We start from the raw sequence: 16,478 nt of genomic DNA, 5'->3' as shown, positions 1-16,478 counted from the left end.
GATGCGATTGTTAAACTGGCGTCGTCAGGCCGTTTTGAACGCTATGCCGGGGCTAAAGCCGGACCATATTCGAACCCCGTGGCTGGAGTTCTGGCGACGCTTTCGCCGTCAGCCGGTGGCGATGGCGGCCGGGCTGTTTGTTCTGCTGCTGATTGTGGTTGCGGTGATAGCCCCCTGGATTGCCCCTTTTGATGCGGAAAACTACTTCGATTACGACCGTCTGAACGACGGGCCGTCGATGATGCACTGGTTTGGCGTGGACTCCCTCGGGCGCGATATTTTCAGCCGCGTGCTGCTGGGCACGCGCATTTCGCTGGCCGCCGGGGTATTTGCGGTGCTGATCGGCGCCGCGATTGGAACGGTGCTTGGCCTGCTGGCGGGGTATTACGAAGGCTGGTGGGACAGGGTCATCATGCGTATCTGCGATGTGCTGTTCGCGTTTCCCGGCATCCTGCTGGCCATCGCGGTGGTGGCCATTATGGGCAGCGGCATGGCGAACGTGATTATCGCCGTGGCGGTGTTCTCGATCCCGGCGTTTGCCCGTCTGGTGCGCGGCAATACCCTGGTGCTCAAGCAGCAGACGTTTATCGAGTCGGCGCGCAGCATGGGCGCCAGCGATACCACCATTTTGTTCAGCCATATTCTGCCGGGCACTGTGTCGTCCATCGTGGTCTATTTTACGATGCGTATCGGCGTGTCGATTATCTCTGCGGCAAGCCTGTCGTTTCTGGGGTTAGGCGCGCAGCCGCCAACGCCGGAGTGGGGGGCGATGCTCAACGAGGCAAGGGCGGATATGGTGATTGCGCCGCACGTGGCGCTGTTCCCGAGCCTGGCGATTTTCCTGACGGTGCTGGCGTTTAACCTGCTGGGAGATGGGTTGCGGGACGCGCTGGATCCGCGGATTAAGGGGTAAGTTTTGCCCCTCACCCTAACCCTCTCCCCGGAGGGGAGAGGGGACGGTTTGGTGCGGTCTTTGCCCCCTCGCCCAGACCGGAGAGGGTGGCGGTGCGGTCTTTGCCCCCTCACCCAGACCGGAGAGGGTGGCGGTGTGGTCTTTTCACCCTCGCCCAGACCGGAGTGGGTGCGGTGTGGTCTTTTCCCCCTCGCCCCTTTGGGGAGAGGGCCGGGGTGAGGGGAATAACGCGGAATTAAACCCGGCTACCCCACAGATCATACTCGTCGGCGTTCTCAACTTTTACGCGCACGATGTCGCCCGGCTTAACCTTCGTTTCACCGTTCAGGTAGACCGCGCCGTCGATTTCAGGGGCGTCCGCCATGCTGCGGCCAATCGCGCCTTCTTCGTCCACTTCGTCGATAATCACCAGAATTTCGCGGCCCACTTTTTCCTGCAAACGCTCGGCAGAGATCTGCTGCTGCAGCTGCATGAAGCGGTTCCAGCGCTCTTCTTTGATCTCTTCCGGCACCTGATCCGCCAGTTCGTTCGCGGTTGCGCCTTCTACCGGGCTGTATTTGAAGCAGCCTACGCGATCCAGACGCGCTTCTTTCAGGAAGTCGAGCAGCATCTGGAAATCTTCTTCGGTTTCACCCGGGAAGCCAACGATAAAGGTTGAGCGCAGGGTCAGCTCCGGGCAGATTTCGCGCCACTGCTTGATGCGCGCCAGCTGGCGGTCAACGGAGCCTGGGCGTTTCATCAGCTTCAGAATACGCGGGCTGGCGTGCTGCAGCGGGATATCCAGATACGGCAGAATTTTGCCTTCCGCCATCAGCGGGATCACATCGTCAACGTGCGGATACGGGTAAACGTAGTGCAGACGCGTCCAGATGCCGAGCTTAGAGAGCTGCTCGCACAGGCCGACCATGCTGGTTTTCACCGGCTCGCCGTTGTGGAAGCCGGAACGGTGCTTCACGTCCACGCCGTAGGCGGAGGTGTCCTGGGAGATCACCAGCAGCTCTTTCACGCCCGCATCGGCCAGACGTTTTGCTTCGGCCAGCACCTCGCCAATCGGACGGCTCACCAGATCGCCGCGCATAGACGGGATAATGCAGAAGGTGCAGCGGTGGTTGCAGCCTTCGGAAATTTTCAGGTACGCGTAGTGGCGCGGGGTCAGCTTCACGCCCTGCTCCGGCACCAGGCTCAGGAACGGGTTGTGCTTTGGTTTGGGTACATAGTGGTGAACATGTTCCAGCACCTGCTCATAGCTGTGGGGGCCGGTGATCTCCAGCACCTTCGGGTGCACTTCACGGATCTGATCCACCTTGGCGCCCAGGCAGCCGGTAACGATCACTTTGCCGTTTTCCGTCAGCGCTTCACCGATGGCTTCCAGGGATTCCTGAACCGCGCTGTCGATAAAGCCGCAGGTATTCACGATAACCATATCGGCGTTGTCGTAGCTTGGCACCACGTCATAGCCTTCGGTACGGAGTTCGGTCAGGATGCGTTCGGAATCCACCAGGTTTTTCGGGCAGCCCAGGGAAACGAAGCCGATTTTCGGCTGGTGCGTAACATTGCTCATAGGTTAAAAATTCATCAATTATGGAGTTATCAGGGCGGGATTTTACAGCGTTCCGCGGGGGATTTATACACTCTTCGCGCGGTCGCGCCATCATGCAGAGGTTGTAACATTGTAAAGAATGTTAATCAGATAAGATTTATTGATCTCAACCATTAAACTGTACAAAAAATAACCGTATTCTGACTATGCACAATGGCTGACAGAGGAGGAAATAGCATGTCCGTTGACAGACTGAAACGCGATCTGCTTAACAAGCTGATCAACGCCCGCATCGATCTTGCTGCTTACCTGCAGCTGAGAAAGGCCAAAGGGTATATGTCAGTCAGCGAAAGCGAACATCTGCGTGATAATCTCTTTGAACTGTGCAACTTCATGCGTGAAAAAGCCCCGATCCTGAAAGCGGAGTACGCTGAAAGCGAGCTGATTGCTCTGCGTCGCGCCGCCGAGGTGCTCTCCATCGCGGGAGTTTGTCTGATGACCGGACACCACGACTGTCCAACGTTTATCGCCGTTAACGCAGAGAAGCTCGAGCACTGCCTGACTACGATCTCTCTTTGCATTATGTGCCTGAGCGAACATAACGAGCTCGAACAGCACTGAACCCGGGGGAGGCAACTCCCCCTTCTGATTAAGCTTTTGTAAAAGTGATAACGCGCCGGGCCTCAGTGGCTAACCTTTAAGCCATATGCTGATAAAGGAGCGCGTTATGCATCGATCCTCGCTGATTTTCCTGCCCGTGCTGTTATTTCCCGTTTCCCTTCTCGCTGCGCCTCAGGCGGTAAAGGTTGAGGTGCTGCAAAGCAAGCTGGATCACCCCTGGTCGCTGGCATTTTTGCCGGACAATAAAGGGCTGCTGGTCACCCTGCGCGACGGGCAGCTTAAGCACTGGCAGGCGGGCAAAGGGCTTTCCGATCCGATCGTTGGCGTGCCGAAGGTGTGGGCGAACGGACAGGGCGGCCTGCTGGACGTGGTGCTGGCGCCTGATTTTGAAAAATCCCGGCGTATCTGGCTCAGCTACGCCGAAGCGGGGAGCGACGGGAAGGCGGGGACGGCGGTGGGCTATGGCCGCCTGAGTGAGGATCTGTCGCGCATCGAGGGCTTCCAGGTGGTGTTCCGCCAGATGCCGAAGCTCTCCACCGGCAACCATTTCGGCGGCCGTCTGGTGTTTGACGGCAAAGGCTATCTGTTTATCGGCCTCGGCGAGAACAACCAGCGCCCGACGGCGCAGGATCTGGACAAGCTGCAGGGGAAGGTGGTGCGTCTGACCGAGGACGGTAAGGTCCCGGCGGATAATCCGTTCGTGAAGACCGCCGGCGCGCGGCCTGAAATCTGGTCCTATGGCATCCGCAATCCGCAGGGAATGGCGATGAACCCGTGGAGCGACGTCCTGTGGCTCAACGAGCACGGCCCGCGCGGCGGGGATGAGATCAACATCCCGGAAAAAGGCAAAAACTACGGCTGGCCGCTGGCGACGCACGGCATCAACTACAGCGGGCTGAAAATTCCCGAGGCGAAGGGCGAGCACGCCGAGGGCACCGAGCCGCCGCTGTTTGTCTGGAAAGTGTCGCCCGCGGTGAGCGGCATGGCGTTCTACAACAGCGACGTTTACCCGCAGTGGAAAAACAAACTCTTCGTTGGGGCGCTGAAAGAGAAGTCGGTCATCGTGCTGAGCGTTGACGGCAATAAGGTAACGGAGGACGGGCGCATTCTGGAGGAGAGAGGGGAACGTATTCGCGATGTGCGGGTCGGGCCGGACGGCGCGCTGTACGTCCTGACGGACGAATCGGACGGGCATCTGCTGAAGGTCAGCCCGTCCGCGTCGTAATTAGCTAACCGGGGTCATTACCGTGTTCTGGTACGCCGGGCGCTCGCTCAGCTGTTTGATCCAGCGTTCGAGGTGAGGGCGCGGCGCCCACTTCAGCCCCATGTTGGTCAGATTCCACACGAACGGCGCCACGGCGATATCGCCCACGCCGAAGGCCTCGCCGGAAAACCATTTATGGTTCGCCAGCTCGTTGTCCATCAGGGCGAACAGCGATTCGCAGGCGTCCTGCGCGGCGTGAATGGCGGGGTAGTCGCGCTCGGCTTCCGGGGTGCGGATAAGGCCCATCAGGATCACCCTGTGGGTTGGCGAGAGGGTCTGGTTGGCCCAGTCCATCCACTTTTCGCCCTGGGCGCGCTCCGCCGGGCTATCGACCCACAGGCGGCTCTGACCATACTGGGCGGCAAGGTAGCGCACGATGGTGTTAGATTCCCAGAGCGTGATGCCCGTTTCGTCGTCGCGCAGCAGCGGCACCAGCCCGTTTGGGTTCATGGCCAGATATTCGGCCTCTTTATTCACTCCGTACTGCAAGCCCGCCATAATCTGATTAAACGGTAAATCCAGCTCTTCCAGCGTCCAGAGAACTTTCTTAACGTTGGTTGAATTGTTCCTGCCCCACAGCGTAATCATATTAACTCCCGAAATAGTCAAACAACCTGAGATGTGAATCAGCGCCAGCGATTTGACATGGTGAGATAAAGCTAACAATTACGCAACAGAAGACAAAAAAATCGCGTCAACCGAAGCGTATCCGGCTGTTATTGCATAAACTTTAAAAACTTTACCTGGTTTAGGTTTCTTTAACAGTTTTAGTGCGCTATTACTCATCGCTTCTTGCGACACGGTGATGTGACGTAATTTTTGAAATGGACACTCGGGTGGCATTTATGACGCGAAAAACTTCTTCTCTGCGCAGCCTGGCGGCAGGCTCTGCGCTCCTTTTCCTTTTTGCTCCGACACTTTACGCAGCAGAACAGACGGCTCCCGAAGCGCCGCCCGTTGACGCGCGTGCCTGGATATTAATGGACTACGCCAGCGGCAAAGTGCTGGCGGAAGGTAACGCCGACGAGCAGCTTGATCCGGCGAGCCTGACCAAAATCATGACCAGCTACGTGGTCGGCCAGGCGTTGAAAGCGGGCAAGATCAAGCTTGAGGACATGGTCACCATCGGAAAAGATGCCTGGGCGACCGGCAACCCTGCGCTTCGCGGCTCCTCGGTGATGTTCCTGAAGCCTGGCGATCAGGTATCGGTAGCGGATTTAAACAAAGGGGTGATTATCCAGTCGGGTAACGACGCCTGTATCGCGCTGGCGGACTACGTGGCGGGCAGCCAGGACTCCTTTATCGGCCTGATGAACGGCTACGCCCAGAAGCTTGGCCTGACCAACACCACCTTTAAAACCGTCCACGGCCTTGATGCGCCGGGCCAGTTCAGCACCGCGCGCGACATGGCGCTGCTGGGCAAAGCCCTGATCCACGACGTGCCGGAAGAATACGCCATCCACAAAGAGAAAGAGTTTACCTTCAACAAAATCCGCCAGCCGAACCGCAACCGTCTGCTGTGGAGCAGCAATGTGAACGTCGATGGGATGAAGACCGGAACGACGGCAGGGGCGGGCTACAACCTGGTGGCCTCCGCGACGCAGGGCGATATGCGCCTGATCTCCGTGGTGCTGGGCACCAAAACCGACCGCATTCGCTTTAACGAGTCCGAAAAACTGCTGACCTGGGGCTTCCGCTTCTTCGAAACCGTGACGCCGATTAAGCCGGACGCCACCTTCATCACCCAGCGCGTCTGGTTTGGTGACAAGAGCGAGGTTAACCTGGGCGCCGGTGAAGCGGGCTCCGTGACCATTCCACGCGGACAGCTTAAAAACCTGAAGGCGAGCTACACCCTGACCGACAAGCAGCTGACCGCACCGCTGAAAAAAGGTCAGGTCGTGGGGACAATTGACTTCCAGCTTAACGGCAAATCCATCGAGCAGCGTCCGCTGATCGTGATGGAGGCAGTCGAAGAAGGCGGCTTCTTTAGCCGGATGTGGGACTTCGTGCTGATGAAATTCCACGGATGGTTTGGCAGCTGGTTTAGCTAATCTTTAATCCGTTTCCCCCTCTTCCATAGGGAGAGGGCCGGGGTGCGGGCATCAGACCGCACCCCTTTCAATACATCAACTTTATCTGCTGCGCTTTGGCGTGAGCCGCCAGCTCGTCATCCGGACGGCAATCGCTCACGATCGCATCAAAGCGCGACAGCTCGCCCATTCTCGCCGAACGAACCTTGCCGAACTTGCTGTGATCCACCACCAGCACGTGGTACTGCGCCGCGTTCAAGGCCCAGTGCTTCACCGGAAGCTCTTCCAGGTTAAAGCAGGTCGCGCCCTGCTGCACGTTCACCCCTGCCGCGGAGTAAAAGGCAATGTCCGGGCATAAATTGCTCAGGGTATCGTGCAGATTCAGCGGCTTAAAGATGGCATTGCTGGCGTGGAACTCGCCGCCGCAGAGGATCACGCGGCACTCGGGCTTTTCCTGCAAGGCGAGAAAGGTATTCAGGGAATAGCAGACGGCGGTGAAGGGCAGGCTGCTGTCAATCGCCTCAATGATCCACGGCGTGGTGGTACCGCAGTCGAAAAACAGCGTCTGGTGCGGCTGCACCAGCGAGGCCGCGACGCGGGCCGCTTTGCGCTTTTCTTCCACCAGGCGCGTTTTTTGATCGCTGATCAGATAGTGGCTGGCGCTGCGGGGTTCAAGAACGATATACCCGCCCAGCAGCACAACGGGGGCGCTGTCGCTGTTCAGGTCACGACGAATGGTCATCTCAGAAACGCCGAGCAGGTTCGCGGCTTCTTTGAGGTGCAGCTTGTCGCTGCGCTTCAGCGCCTGTAGCAGCTGAGCAATGCGGTCATCGCGTCGTGTTTCCATATGTCCTCAGGGTATAAAAAAGTGAGCCCCCGCAGGGCGGGGGCTCAAAGTGTAACCTGTCTGACCGGGATTAGTCACGCACCCAGCCTTTGCGGATGGGGATGGCAAAAATAACCCGATAGGCCTGAGACAGGCCGCGGTAGAGCGCCTGACCGAAGAGGCTCCACAGGATCGCCGCGCTCACGCAGCCAATCAGCCCCACCAGGAAACCGCCCACCATATCCAGCGGCCAGTGCACGCCGAGATAAACGCGCGACCAGGCGATCGCCAGCGCCGCCACCATCAGCACGGCGCCAGACCACAGGCGGTGCCAGAACAGGAACGCCAGCGCAAAGGTGAAAATCACCGTGCCGTGATCGCTCGGGAAGGAGTCATCCGGCGCGTGGTGCAGGAAGTTGTAGCCCACGCGATCGACGAACGGACGATCGTGCGGGAACAGGAGCCCCAGGGCGTAGCTTGCCAGCACGCTGACGGCGAGCGCCATGGCAACTTTGATAATCAGCTGGCGCTGGGCGTTAACCTGGCTGCGCGGCCCCCACAGCCAGAGGATCGCCGCCAGCACGGGAACGATGCTTATCAAATCCTTTGCCAGGAAGGTCGCGAAATCAATCATCCATTCCGGGGATGCCGGAGTGGCGTTGATCCAATAAAACAGGTCGTAATTCAGTTGCTCTAACATAGCGTTGTCACTCTTTAGCAAACCAGGCGGAAACCAGTCCGTAGACTGCGACCTGGGAAAACCAAACCCACCACCCGGCCCACAGGTTGTGAGAGAAAAAATGTGCCCCGCGCATCACCTGGCCGTAGCCCATCGCCAGACCTAACGCTAAGCCCAGCGCGACAAGGCTCCACGCCAGGCGAGGCCGCTCGCGCCAGAAGGCAAAAAACAGCCCCATCACCATAAAGCCGCTCGAGGCATGGCCGCCGGGGAAGCAGCGTCCGGGGCCGCTGTCCGCCGGGGCTGCGCTGAACAGGGGGTAAGAAACGGCCTTACCGCCATACTCCACCAGATCCCACGGGCAGCTGTGGTGGCTGATGCTTTTCAGCACCCCCACGGCCAGCGCCCCCACGCCCATCAGCAGCGCGGCGGTCACCAGCCTCGCGTTGCGCGTCCAGGCGCCGTAAAACAGCGCCACGGCACCGAGCGCAATGGCAATGTATTTCGCCAGTCGATGGTTCAGCAGATCCAGCAGGTGATTCTTTTGCAGTGGAAAACTCTGCGTCGCCGCGTCGTACCAGTAGCCGGTTATCCATTTGTCGAGCGTTTCAGTGCGCGACAGCCAGGTAAACACGACAGCGAGGGCAATCAGCACTAAAAGCTGATAACCATAAAAGCGGGCCGGCAAAGGGTAAAGACGTTTTGTCTTATTTGTCGGTAACTTAGATAATTCTGAACGGCGGGTGGTTTGTGCCATAATTTAGCGTCGGTGACGTGAAATAGGGCTATCATAGGGGTGTCAACTTAAGGAAACCTTAAACAACTACGCTGTGTGCTTTATTTCTGTTTCTCCTCGATAAATTGCTATCTCAGACAGCGGCATTTCATTACACTCATCGCGATTTTTTCATCATAAAGAGATTGCATGTTAAACCGTTCTTCTTCCGGTAATCGTCTGGGTCGTCAGGCGTTACTTTTCCCCCTGTGTCTGGTGCTCTACGAATTCTCCACCTATATCGGCAACGATATGATTCAGCCAGGGATGCTGGCCGTTGTTGAACAATACAACGCCGGGATCGAGTGGGTACCGACCTCCATGACTGCCTATCTTGCGGGCGGCATGTTTTTGCAGTGGCTGCTAGGGCCGCTGTCAGACCGTATTGGCCGCCGCCCGGTGATGCTGACGGGCGTGGTGTGGTTTATCATGACCTGCCTCGCCACGCTGCTGGCGCAGAACATCGAACAATTCACGCTGCTGCGCTTCCTGCAAGGGGTGAGCCTGTGCTTTATCGGCGCGGTGGGCTATGCCGCCATCCAGGAGTCGTTTGAAGAGGCGGTGTGTATCAAAATCACCGCGCTGATGGCGAACGTGGCGCTGATTGCGCCGCTGCTTGGCCCGCTGGTGGGCGCCGCGTGGGTTCACGTTGCGCCGTGGGAGGGGATGTTTGTTCTCTTCGCGGTGCTGGCTGCGATTTCTTTCTTCGGCCTGCATCGCGCCATGCCGGAAACCGCCACGCGCCTGGGCGAGAAGCTGTCGCTCAGGGAGCTGGGGCGCGATTATAAAGAAGTGCTGAAAAACGTCCGCTTCGTGGCGGGAGCGCTGGCGACAGGGTTCGTCAGCCTGCCGCTGCTGGCGTGGATCGCCCAGTCTCCGGTGATTATCATCAGCGGCGAGCAGCTCAGCAGCTACGAGTACGGCCTGCTGCAGGTGCCGATTTTCGGCGCGCTGATTGCCGGTAACCTGGTGCTGGCGCGCCTTACGTCCCGGCGCACCGTGCGGTCGCTGATCGTGATGGGCGGCTGGCCGATTATGGCAGGGCTGATTGTCGCGGCGGTGGCCACGGTGGCCTCGTCGCACGCCTACCTGTGGATGACCGCCGGGCTGAGCATCTACGCGTTCGGCATCGGCCTTGCGAACGCCGGGCTGGTGCGCCTGACGCTGTTTGCCAGCGAGATGAGCAAAGGCACGGTGTCGGCGGCGATGGGGATGCTGCAAATGCTGATCTTCACCGTCGGCATCGAGGTGAGCAAACACGCCTACGCGCTGGGCGGGAACGGGCTGTTCAGCCTGTTTAACCTGGCCAACGGCCTGCTGTGGGTGGGGCTGATGGTGGTGTTCCTGAAAGACAAGCGCGTCGGGAACGCATTGCAACCGTAAAACGTATTCCCTCTCCCTGTGGGAGAGGGGACCAGAATTAATTAAACGGCGCTTCCCCGTTCAACACTTTATCAATCACATCCAGTACGCCTTCGTCGTTATTGTGCGGCGCTTCGAAGCGGGCAACCGCTTTGATGTGCGGCCTGGCGTTCGCCATCGCAAAGCTGAACCCGGACTGGCGCAGCATTTCCACGTCGTTCCCGCTGTCGCCAAAGGCCACCACTTCGCCGTCTTCGATGCCCCAATGCTTTTGCAAGATCCGCAGGCCGTTGGCCTTATGCACGCCGGGAATGATCAGGTCGATACTGCCGTGGCCGGTGGTGACGGGCACCATGATGTCGCCAAGCTTTTCGTGCAGCAGCGCCTGAATGCGCGGGATTTCATCGTCGGAAACGTTAAGCCCGAACTTGAAGAAGATATCGTTCAGGTTGTTGAAGTTGTCCACCATTTCAAGACGATGGTAGTAAAGCGCTGCGATGGCTTTAAAATTGTCATCGTAGGCTTTAAGCGTATACGCGCTGCCTTTACCGCAGGCGATGATCTCGATGCCGGGAACGTCGTTTAACAGGGCGGCGACGGTCGCAAAATCGGCTTTCGTCAGCTCGCCGTTGAATACGTCTTCCCCGGCATTCACCACCCAGCCGCCGTTTTCGGCAACGAAGGCAATCTCGTGGGCGATCTCCGGGAAGAACGAAATTAGCTGGTAATACTGGTTACCGCTGGCGACCACAAAGCGAATGCCCTGCGCCTTCATGCGCGCGTACTGGGCGCGAAAACGGTCGCGATTGTAGGTTTTCGCGTCGTTCAGGAAGGTGCCATCCATGTCGACTGCAATCAGTTTAACGCTCATATCCCTTCTCCAGTGTCGTCTGTTCTGTTTCTGGTTTTGCCACCGCGCGCGCCACCAGCGCCGCAATCATCACCAACCCTAATACCACCAGCATCGCGCTGCGCAGCCCGTAGTGCTCGCCGAGGAAACCAAGCAGCGGCGGGCCCACCAGGAACGCGAGATAGCCGGTCGTTGCCACTACGCTGACGCGGGTCGGGGCATCCGGTCCGGTGTCGCTGGCGGCGGAGATGGTCAGCGGGAAGCCAAGCGATGCGCCGAGCCCCCACAGAATGACCGATACCCCGGCGATCCAGTCCACGTCTACAAAGATGATCATCGCGATGCCCAGCCCGCCCAGCAGGGCGCTGGCGCGCACAACCGCCACGCGGCTGTAGCGGTCGATAAACCAGCCCCCGGTAAAGCGCCCGACGGTCATGCCCAGGGTAAACCCGGCGTAAATCAGCGACCCGGAGGTCGGGCTAAAGCCGTGACCGTCCACCATCAGCAGCGGCAGCCAGTCGTTCGCCGAACCTTCGGCAAAGGCCATCGCCAGCACCACCACGCCAATCAGCATCAGCTGCATGTCGCGGTAGAAGGGCAGGCCCTTTTCAGCGGACTTCTGCTCATCGCCGGAGTTTTTCCCGGTACCGTTCGGAATGGCCCTGATGCCCGTGAGAATGGGAAGAATACAGACCAGCGCCGCGAGCAAAATATGCACGTTCGCCGCAATGCCAAACGCCGTCAGGGCCATCCCCACCCCCGCGCCCGCGAGCGTACCGAGGCTGTAAAAGCCGTGCATCATCGGCAGCACCGTTTTGTTCATCTCGCGCTCGACCGCGGCCCCTTCGACGTTGATCGCCACTTCCGCCGCGCCAAAGCTGCCGCCAAACACCGTCAGCCCGAGGGCAAACAGCACCGGAGAGGCAAACCACAGCGCCACGCTCAGCACCATCATCCCGAACACCGCGCAGCACATGGTGGTGCGGATCACCGCCCGCGTGCCGAAGCGTTTGACCAGCCAGGCGGAGCAGAGAATGCCGCTCATGGATCCAATCGACAGGCCAAACAGCACGATGCCCATTTCAGCGGTGGAGACCGACAGGATGTCGCGGATCGCAGGCGTGCGCGTGGCCCAGGAGGCCATCAGCAGCCCGGGAATAAAGAAGAACATAAACAGCGCCCACATGCGCAGTCGCAGGGCCTTACGGGAAGAGTTCAACGTCATTGGGATAACCACCAGAAGTACAACAATAGCGACAACACTATCAACTTTGTGTACATTTGTACACAAACGACGTGAGGGTTTTATGAGCAGACCACCGAACGATCCCAACCGCCGGGAGAAGATACTTCAGGCCACGCTGGACACCATTGCCGAACATGGGATCCATGCCGTCACGCACCGCAAAATCGCCAGCTGCGCGGGCGTGCCCCTGGGCTCGATGACCTACTATTTCGACGGCAAAGAGCCGCTGCTCGAAGAGGCGTTCACGTGGTTTACGCAGCAGATGTCCCGGCAGTATCGCGACTTTTTTGCGGGCGTCACCGGCCCGGAAATGGCCTGCGAATCCATCACCACGCTTATTCACAGCTCGGAAGTCACCACGCCGCAAAACATGGAGCTGATGTATCAGCTTTACGCCTTTATGAACCGCAGCGCTGCGCTAAAAACGGTAATGCAGGACTGGATGAAAATGAGCCAGAACACGCTCGAACAGTGGTTTGACCCGGTAACCGCCCGCGCGCTGGACGCGTTTATTGAAGGAATGACGCTGCATTTTGTGACGGACAGACAGCCGCTTTCCCGGGATGAGATCGGGGCGATGGTGAGGAGAATTGCGGGAATTTAGGGCAACAAAAAACCCATCAACCTTGAACCAAAACGGCGGGGTTGATGGGCTCCACAAATTGGGGACATCAAAGAAAAGCAGTGGCACTAGTTATGACTGCCCCCTGAGTAAAAAGTTCTGCGCATATCAAAAATTTTTTCTGCCGTGCGCAAACTTGAGACTTATCCGAGTCCCGGCCAGATAATGATGATTAGCGTACCCGCCAGCGTCAGCAGCACGTTGGCGATGGCATACGTCCCGGCATAGCCCAGCGCCGGGATGTTGCTGCGCGCGGTGTCGCTGATAATTTCCATTGCGGGGGCACAGGTACGCGCACCCATCATCGCGCCGAAGAGCAGGGCGCGGTTCATGCGCAGCACGTAGGCGCCGAACAGGAAGCAGATCACCACCGGCACCAGGCTGACGATCAGGCCGGAGACCAGCATCTGCCAGCCGACGGCGCCCAGGCTGTGGCCGATGCCGCTGCCCGCGCTTAAGCCGACGCCTGCCATAAATACCATCAGCCCGAACTCTTTCACCATGTTCAGCGCGCCCTGCGGGATATAGCCGAAGGTCGGGTGGTTCGCTCGCAGGAAGCCGAGCATGATCCCGGCGAACAGCAGCCCGGCGGCGTTACCGATACCGAAGCTAAAGTTGCTGAACTGGAAGGTGATCATCCCGATCATCAGGCCGACGATAAAGAAGGCGCAGAAGGCCAGCAGATCCGTTACCTGGCTGTGAATGGAGATAAAGCCGATGCGGTCGGCCACGGTTTTTACGCGGCGCGCGTCCCCGCTGACCTGCAAAACGTCGCCCTTGTTGAGCACCACGTTGTCGTCGATAGGCATCTCAATTTGGCTGCGGATCACGCGGTTTAAGAAGCAGCCGTGGTCGGTCAGCTTGAGCTGCGCCAGGCGGCGGCCCACGGCGTTGTGGTTTTTCACCACGATCTCTTCGGTGACGATACGCATGTCGAGCAGGTCGCGGTCGAACACCTCTTTACCGTTGCGGAAGCTCGGGTCGAGGCGCGCGTGCGCGTCCGGGTAGCCCACCAGCGCGATGTCATCGCCCATTTGCAGCACCGCGTCGCCGTCCGGGTTCGCCAGAATGCCGTTACGGCGGATACGCTCGATGTAGCAGCCGGTCTGGCGGTAAATGCCCAGCTCGCGCAGGTTTTTACCGTCCGTCCAGGCCACCAGCTCCGGGCCGACGCGGTAGGCGCGAATCACCGGCAGGTAGACTTTGCGCTTGCTGTCGGTATCCAGGCCGCGCTCGCGGGCGATTTGCTGCGCGCTGGTCTGCAAATCCTGATGCTGCAGCTTTGGCAGATAGCGCGCGCCGACGATCAGGCTCACCAGACCAATCAGGTAGGTCAGGGCATAGCCCAGGCTCAGGTGGTCGAGCGCCGTGGAAAGTGAATCACCCGCCATGCCGGAGTGACGCAGGGTATCCCCCGCACCGACAAGCACCGGGGTGGAGGTCATGGAGCCCGCCAGCATACCGGCCGTCAGGCCGATATCCCAGCCAAACAGTTTGCCTAAGCCGAGGGCGATCAGCAGGGCGCTGCCGACCATCACCAGCGCCAGCATCAGATAATTTTTGCCGTCGCGGAAGAAAATTGAAAAAAAGTTCGGACCTGCTTCAACACCCACACAAAAAATAAACAGCATAAATCCGAGGTTGAGCGCGTCCGTGTTAATGCTGAAATGTTGCTGACCTAATAATAATGAAACGACCAAAACACCAATCGAATTACCAAGTTGAACTGAACCCAGGCGCAATTTACCCAGACAAAGGCCCAGTGCCAGTACCACAAATAATAACAGGATGTAATTCCCGTTTAACAAGTCTGCGACGTTTATATTCACGGAGGCTAACTTCTTGTTTACCAGTAAGTTGTTGAATGAAGAGGTTTTTTGGGCTACTGTTTTGAGCGTTAGGGAAAATTCTTAGTTCCCAAACTCCCTTAATTAATTCCATAAAACAATAACCGGTGTTTAGTTTAATCGTATTAGCTATCAACGGCTACCTATTATCGCGCGCTTGCGTGCGGGCTTTGGCAAGGATTGCCACTCTGCTTTATCTGACTGGGCGTCCTCGGGACGAAAGTGTATTTGATAGAGAATTGGTCAGGAGGATTGTTTGAACATTAAACGTAACTGGGCCGGTGTGGTCAGCTGCTTTTTGCTGTTCATCGTGGTGTGCCTGTCATTAACCTTTAATGTGAAAGGGGCGTTCAGAGCGGAAGGCCATCCCGAGCTGGGGCTGCTGTTTTTCACGCTTCCGGGCGCGGCGGCAAGTTTCCTTTCACGCGGAGGTGAGGTGGTCAGGCCGCTGCTCGGCGCCATGCTGGCTGCACCATTATGTCTGCTGTTAATGCGTTTGCTGTTTGTAACATCAAGAAGTTTCTGGCAGGAGCTGGCGTGGCTGATGAGCGCCGTGTTCTGGTGCGCGCTTGGGGCATTGTGTTTCTTGTTTATCCGCGGCCTCGTGGGCAGGCTGCGCCATCACAAATAAAAACGCCCTCAGGTGAGGGCGTCTTCGCGTTACTGGGCGGCAAACAGGCCCAGGTTTTCTTTGGCGTAAGCTTCAAAATCAGTGCAGCCGCCGATGTGTTTCTGATCGAGGAAGATCTGCGGTACGGTTTCAACCGGTTTACCCACGGTTTTTTCCAGATCGGCTTTGCTGATCCCTTCCGCGTGGATATCCACGTAGCGGAAATTAAAATCATCACGCTCTTCGGTCAGCTTCTCAGCCAGCTCTTTTGCACGCACGCAGTAAGGGCATCCTGGACGACCAAAAATGACTGCAAACATATCTCTCTCCTGAAAAAACAAGCCTGACGGCGAATAGCAGCTATATTGCCTGATAACCTACGGTGATGAAAAGAAGGTTTCGCCTGTCGCATTGATATCTTCGGGCTATGTTTCGCCAATTACATCCCGCACATCATTGCCTATACTGGCAGCCATACCGCGTAAAGAGAGCTAGAGAGAGACAAGATGACGCCTACAATTGACCTGCTGCGTTCCCACCGTTCCATTCGCCATTTCACCGATGAACCCATTACCCAGGCGCAGCGCGACGCGATTATTGACAGCGCCAGAGCCACGTCCAGCTCAAGCTTCCTGCAGTGCAGCTCGATTATTCGCATCACCGACCCGGCCATGCGCGAGCAGCTGGTGACCCTGACGGGCGGGCAGAAGCACGTCGCGCAGGCCGCCGAGTTCTGGGTGTTCTGCGCCGACTTTAACCGCCATCTGCAAATCTGCCCGGAGGCTGAATTAGGCCTGGCGGAACAGCTGTTGCTGGGCGTGGTCGATACCGCGCTGATGGCGCAAAACGCCTTTACCGCCGCAGAGTCGCTGGGGCTGGGCGGCGTGTACATTGGTGGGCTGCGCAACAATATCGAATCCGTCACCGAGCTGCTGAAGCTGCCTAAACACGTCCTGCCGCTGTTCGGCCTGTGCCTCGGCTGGCCGGCGGATAACCCGGACCTGAAGCCGCGCCTGCCTGCGGCGATGCTGGTGCACGAAAACCACTACCAGCCGGTGGACCAGGACGTACTGAATCAGTACGACGAAGAGCTGGCGAACTACTATCTGACCCGCGACAGCAACAACCGCCGCGATACCTGGAGCGATCACATCCGTCGCACCATCATCAAAGAGAACCGCCCGTTTATTCTCGACTATTTGCACAAACAGGGCTGGGCAACGCGATAGTCCATTTATCCTGTGCCTGCCTGCGTATATGATACGCAGGCTTTTTCCATGTATTTAGAGAGGT

Annotated in this window: 17 protein-coding genes; 8 read left to right on the top strand and 9 right to left on the bottom strand. The window is 58.2% G+C overall.

Annotation, left to right across the window (positions count from 1 at the left end):
* The first annotated feature begins 1 nt into the window (after nucleotide 1).
* Nucleotides 2-913, top strand: a complete 912-nt coding sequence (gsiD, locus tag AB6V08_RS03880) for a glutathione ABC transporter permease GsiD (protein WP_368541458.1) — start codon at nucleotides 2-4, stop codon at nucleotides 911-913.
* Between the two features lie 235 nt (nucleotides 914-1,148).
* Here the strand turns inward: gsiD and rimO are convergent, their stop codons facing one another.
* Complete coding sequence (rimO, locus tag AB6V08_RS03875) at nucleotides 1,149-2,474, bottom strand: 30S ribosomal protein S12 methylthiotransferase RimO (protein WP_368541457.1); 1,326 nt, start codon at nucleotides 2,472-2,474, stop codon at nucleotides 1,149-1,151.
* Nucleotides 2,475-2,690: 216 nt separating this feature from the next.
* On the opposite strand from rimO, the gene bssR reads away from it, so the two are divergent.
* Nucleotides 2,691-3,074, top strand: coding sequence for a biofilm formation regulator BssR (bssR, locus tag AB6V08_RS03870; RefSeq protein ID WP_368541456.1), 384 nt, complete (start codon nucleotides 2,691-2,693; stop codon nucleotides 3,072-3,074).
* Nucleotides 3,075-3,180: 106 nt separating this feature from the next.
* Nucleotides 3,181-4,299, top strand: a complete 1,119-nt coding sequence (locus AB6V08_RS03865) for a PQQ-dependent sugar dehydrogenase (protein WP_368541455.1) — start codon at nucleotides 3,181-3,183, stop codon at nucleotides 4,297-4,299.
* Here the strand turns inward: AB6V08_RS03865 and AB6V08_RS03860 are convergent, their stop codons facing one another.
* Nucleotides 4,300-4,926 (bottom strand): glutathione S-transferase family protein, encoded by a 627-nt coding sequence (locus tag AB6V08_RS03860; protein ID WP_368541453.1) that lies wholly within the window; start codon nucleotides 4,924-4,926, stop codon nucleotides 4,300-4,302.
* A gap of 257 nt (nucleotides 4,927-5,183) precedes the next feature.
* Between AB6V08_RS03860 and dacC the strand changes: the two genes are divergently transcribed.
* Nucleotides 5,184-6,389 carry a serine-type D-Ala-D-Ala carboxypeptidase gene (gene dacC, locus AB6V08_RS03855; protein ID WP_368541452.1) on the top strand — a complete coding sequence of 402 codons (1,206 nt, stop codon included), beginning with the start codon at nucleotides 5,184-5,186 and terminating at the stop codon, nucleotides 6,387-6,389.
* A gap of 67 nt (nucleotides 6,390-6,456) precedes the next feature.
* Here the strand turns inward: dacC and deoR are convergent, their stop codons facing one another.
* From deoR to AB6V08_RS03840, 3 genes are all read right to left on the bottom strand, one after another.
* Nucleotides 6,457-7,215 carry a DNA-binding transcriptional repressor DeoR gene (gene deoR / locus AB6V08_RS03850; RefSeq protein ID WP_368541451.1) on the bottom strand — a complete coding sequence of 253 codons (759 nt, stop codon included), beginning with the start codon at nucleotides 7,213-7,215 and terminating at the stop codon, nucleotides 6,457-6,459.
* A gap of 70 nt (nucleotides 7,216-7,285) precedes the next feature.
* Entirely contained in the window at nucleotides 7,286-7,894 is a 609-nt protein-coding gene (gene ybjG / locus AB6V08_RS03845; RefSeq protein WP_368541450.1) for an undecaprenyl-diphosphate phosphatase, read from the bottom strand.
* Between the two features lie 7 nt (nucleotides 7,895-7,901).
* Nucleotides 7,902-8,630, bottom strand: coding sequence for a phosphatase PAP2 family protein (locus AB6V08_RS03840; RefSeq protein ID WP_368541448.1), 729 nt, complete (start codon nucleotides 8,628-8,630; stop codon nucleotides 7,902-7,904).
* A gap of 168 nt (nucleotides 8,631-8,798) precedes the next feature.
* On the opposite strand from AB6V08_RS03840, the gene AB6V08_RS03835 reads away from it, so the two are divergent.
* Nucleotides 8,799-10,031, top strand: coding sequence for an MFS transporter (locus AB6V08_RS03835; protein ID WP_368541446.1), 1,233 nt, complete (start codon nucleotides 8,799-8,801; stop codon nucleotides 10,029-10,031).
* A 37-nt stretch (nucleotides 10,032-10,068) separates the two neighbouring features.
* Here the strand turns inward: AB6V08_RS03835 and AB6V08_RS03830 are convergent, their stop codons facing one another.
* The gene (locus AB6V08_RS03830; RefSeq protein WP_368541445.1) at nucleotides 10,069-10,881 is read right to left on the bottom strand and encodes a Cof-type HAD-IIB family hydrolase; all 813 of its coding nucleotides are present in this window, start codon (nucleotides 10,879-10,881) and stop codon (nucleotides 10,069-10,071) included.
* The gene (locus AB6V08_RS03825; RefSeq protein WP_368541444.1) at nucleotides 10,871-12,085 is read right to left on the bottom strand and encodes an MFS transporter; all 1,215 of its coding nucleotides are present in this window, start codon (nucleotides 12,083-12,085) and stop codon (nucleotides 10,871-10,873) included. Before AB6V08_RS03825 ends, AB6V08_RS03830 begins: the two co-directional genes overlap by 11 nt.
* An 82-nt stretch (nucleotides 12,086-12,167) precedes the next feature.
* Between AB6V08_RS03825 and AB6V08_RS03820 the strand changes: the two genes are divergently transcribed.
* Nucleotides 12,168-12,710, top strand: a complete 543-nt coding sequence (locus AB6V08_RS03820) for a TetR/AcrR family transcriptional regulator (RefSeq protein WP_368541443.1) — start codon at nucleotides 12,168-12,170, stop codon at nucleotides 12,708-12,710.
* 161 nt (nucleotides 12,711-12,871) lie between these two features.
* Here the strand turns inward: AB6V08_RS03820 and AB6V08_RS03815 are convergent, their stop codons facing one another.
* Nucleotides 12,872-14,557, bottom strand: a complete 1,686-nt coding sequence (locus tag AB6V08_RS03815) for an aspartate:alanine antiporter (protein WP_368541442.1) — start codon at nucleotides 14,555-14,557, stop codon at nucleotides 12,872-12,874.
* Between the two features lie 274 nt (nucleotides 14,558-14,831).
* Between AB6V08_RS03815 and AB6V08_RS03810 the strand changes: the two genes are divergently transcribed.
* Nucleotides 14,832-15,206, top strand: a complete 375-nt coding sequence (locus tag AB6V08_RS03810; RefSeq protein WP_368541441.1) for an inner membrane protein YbjM — start codon at nucleotides 14,832-14,834, stop codon at nucleotides 15,204-15,206.
* Nucleotides 15,207-15,235: 29 nt separating this feature from the next.
* On the opposite strand, the gene AB6V08_RS03805 is transcribed toward AB6V08_RS03810, so the two are convergent.
* Nucleotides 15,236-15,505, bottom strand: a complete 270-nt coding sequence (locus AB6V08_RS03805) for a GrxA family glutaredoxin (RefSeq protein ID WP_014069504.1) — start codon at nucleotides 15,503-15,505, stop codon at nucleotides 15,236-15,238.
* A 186-nt stretch (nucleotides 15,506-15,691) separates the two neighbouring features.
* On the opposite strand from AB6V08_RS03805, the gene nfsA reads away from it, so the two are divergent.
* Nucleotides 15,692-16,414, top strand: coding sequence for a nitroreductase NfsA (nfsA, locus tag AB6V08_RS03800; RefSeq protein WP_368541440.1), 723 nt, complete (start codon nucleotides 15,692-15,694; stop codon nucleotides 16,412-16,414).
* Nucleotides 16,415-16,478 lie beyond the last annotated feature (64 nt).

Source organism: Enterobacter soli (assembly GCF_964208575.1).
GTDB lineage: Bacteria > Pseudomonadota > Gammaproteobacteria > Enterobacterales > Enterobacteriaceae > Enterobacter > Enterobacter soli_A.
This window is presented reverse-complemented; position numbering and strand designations above follow the sequence as displayed.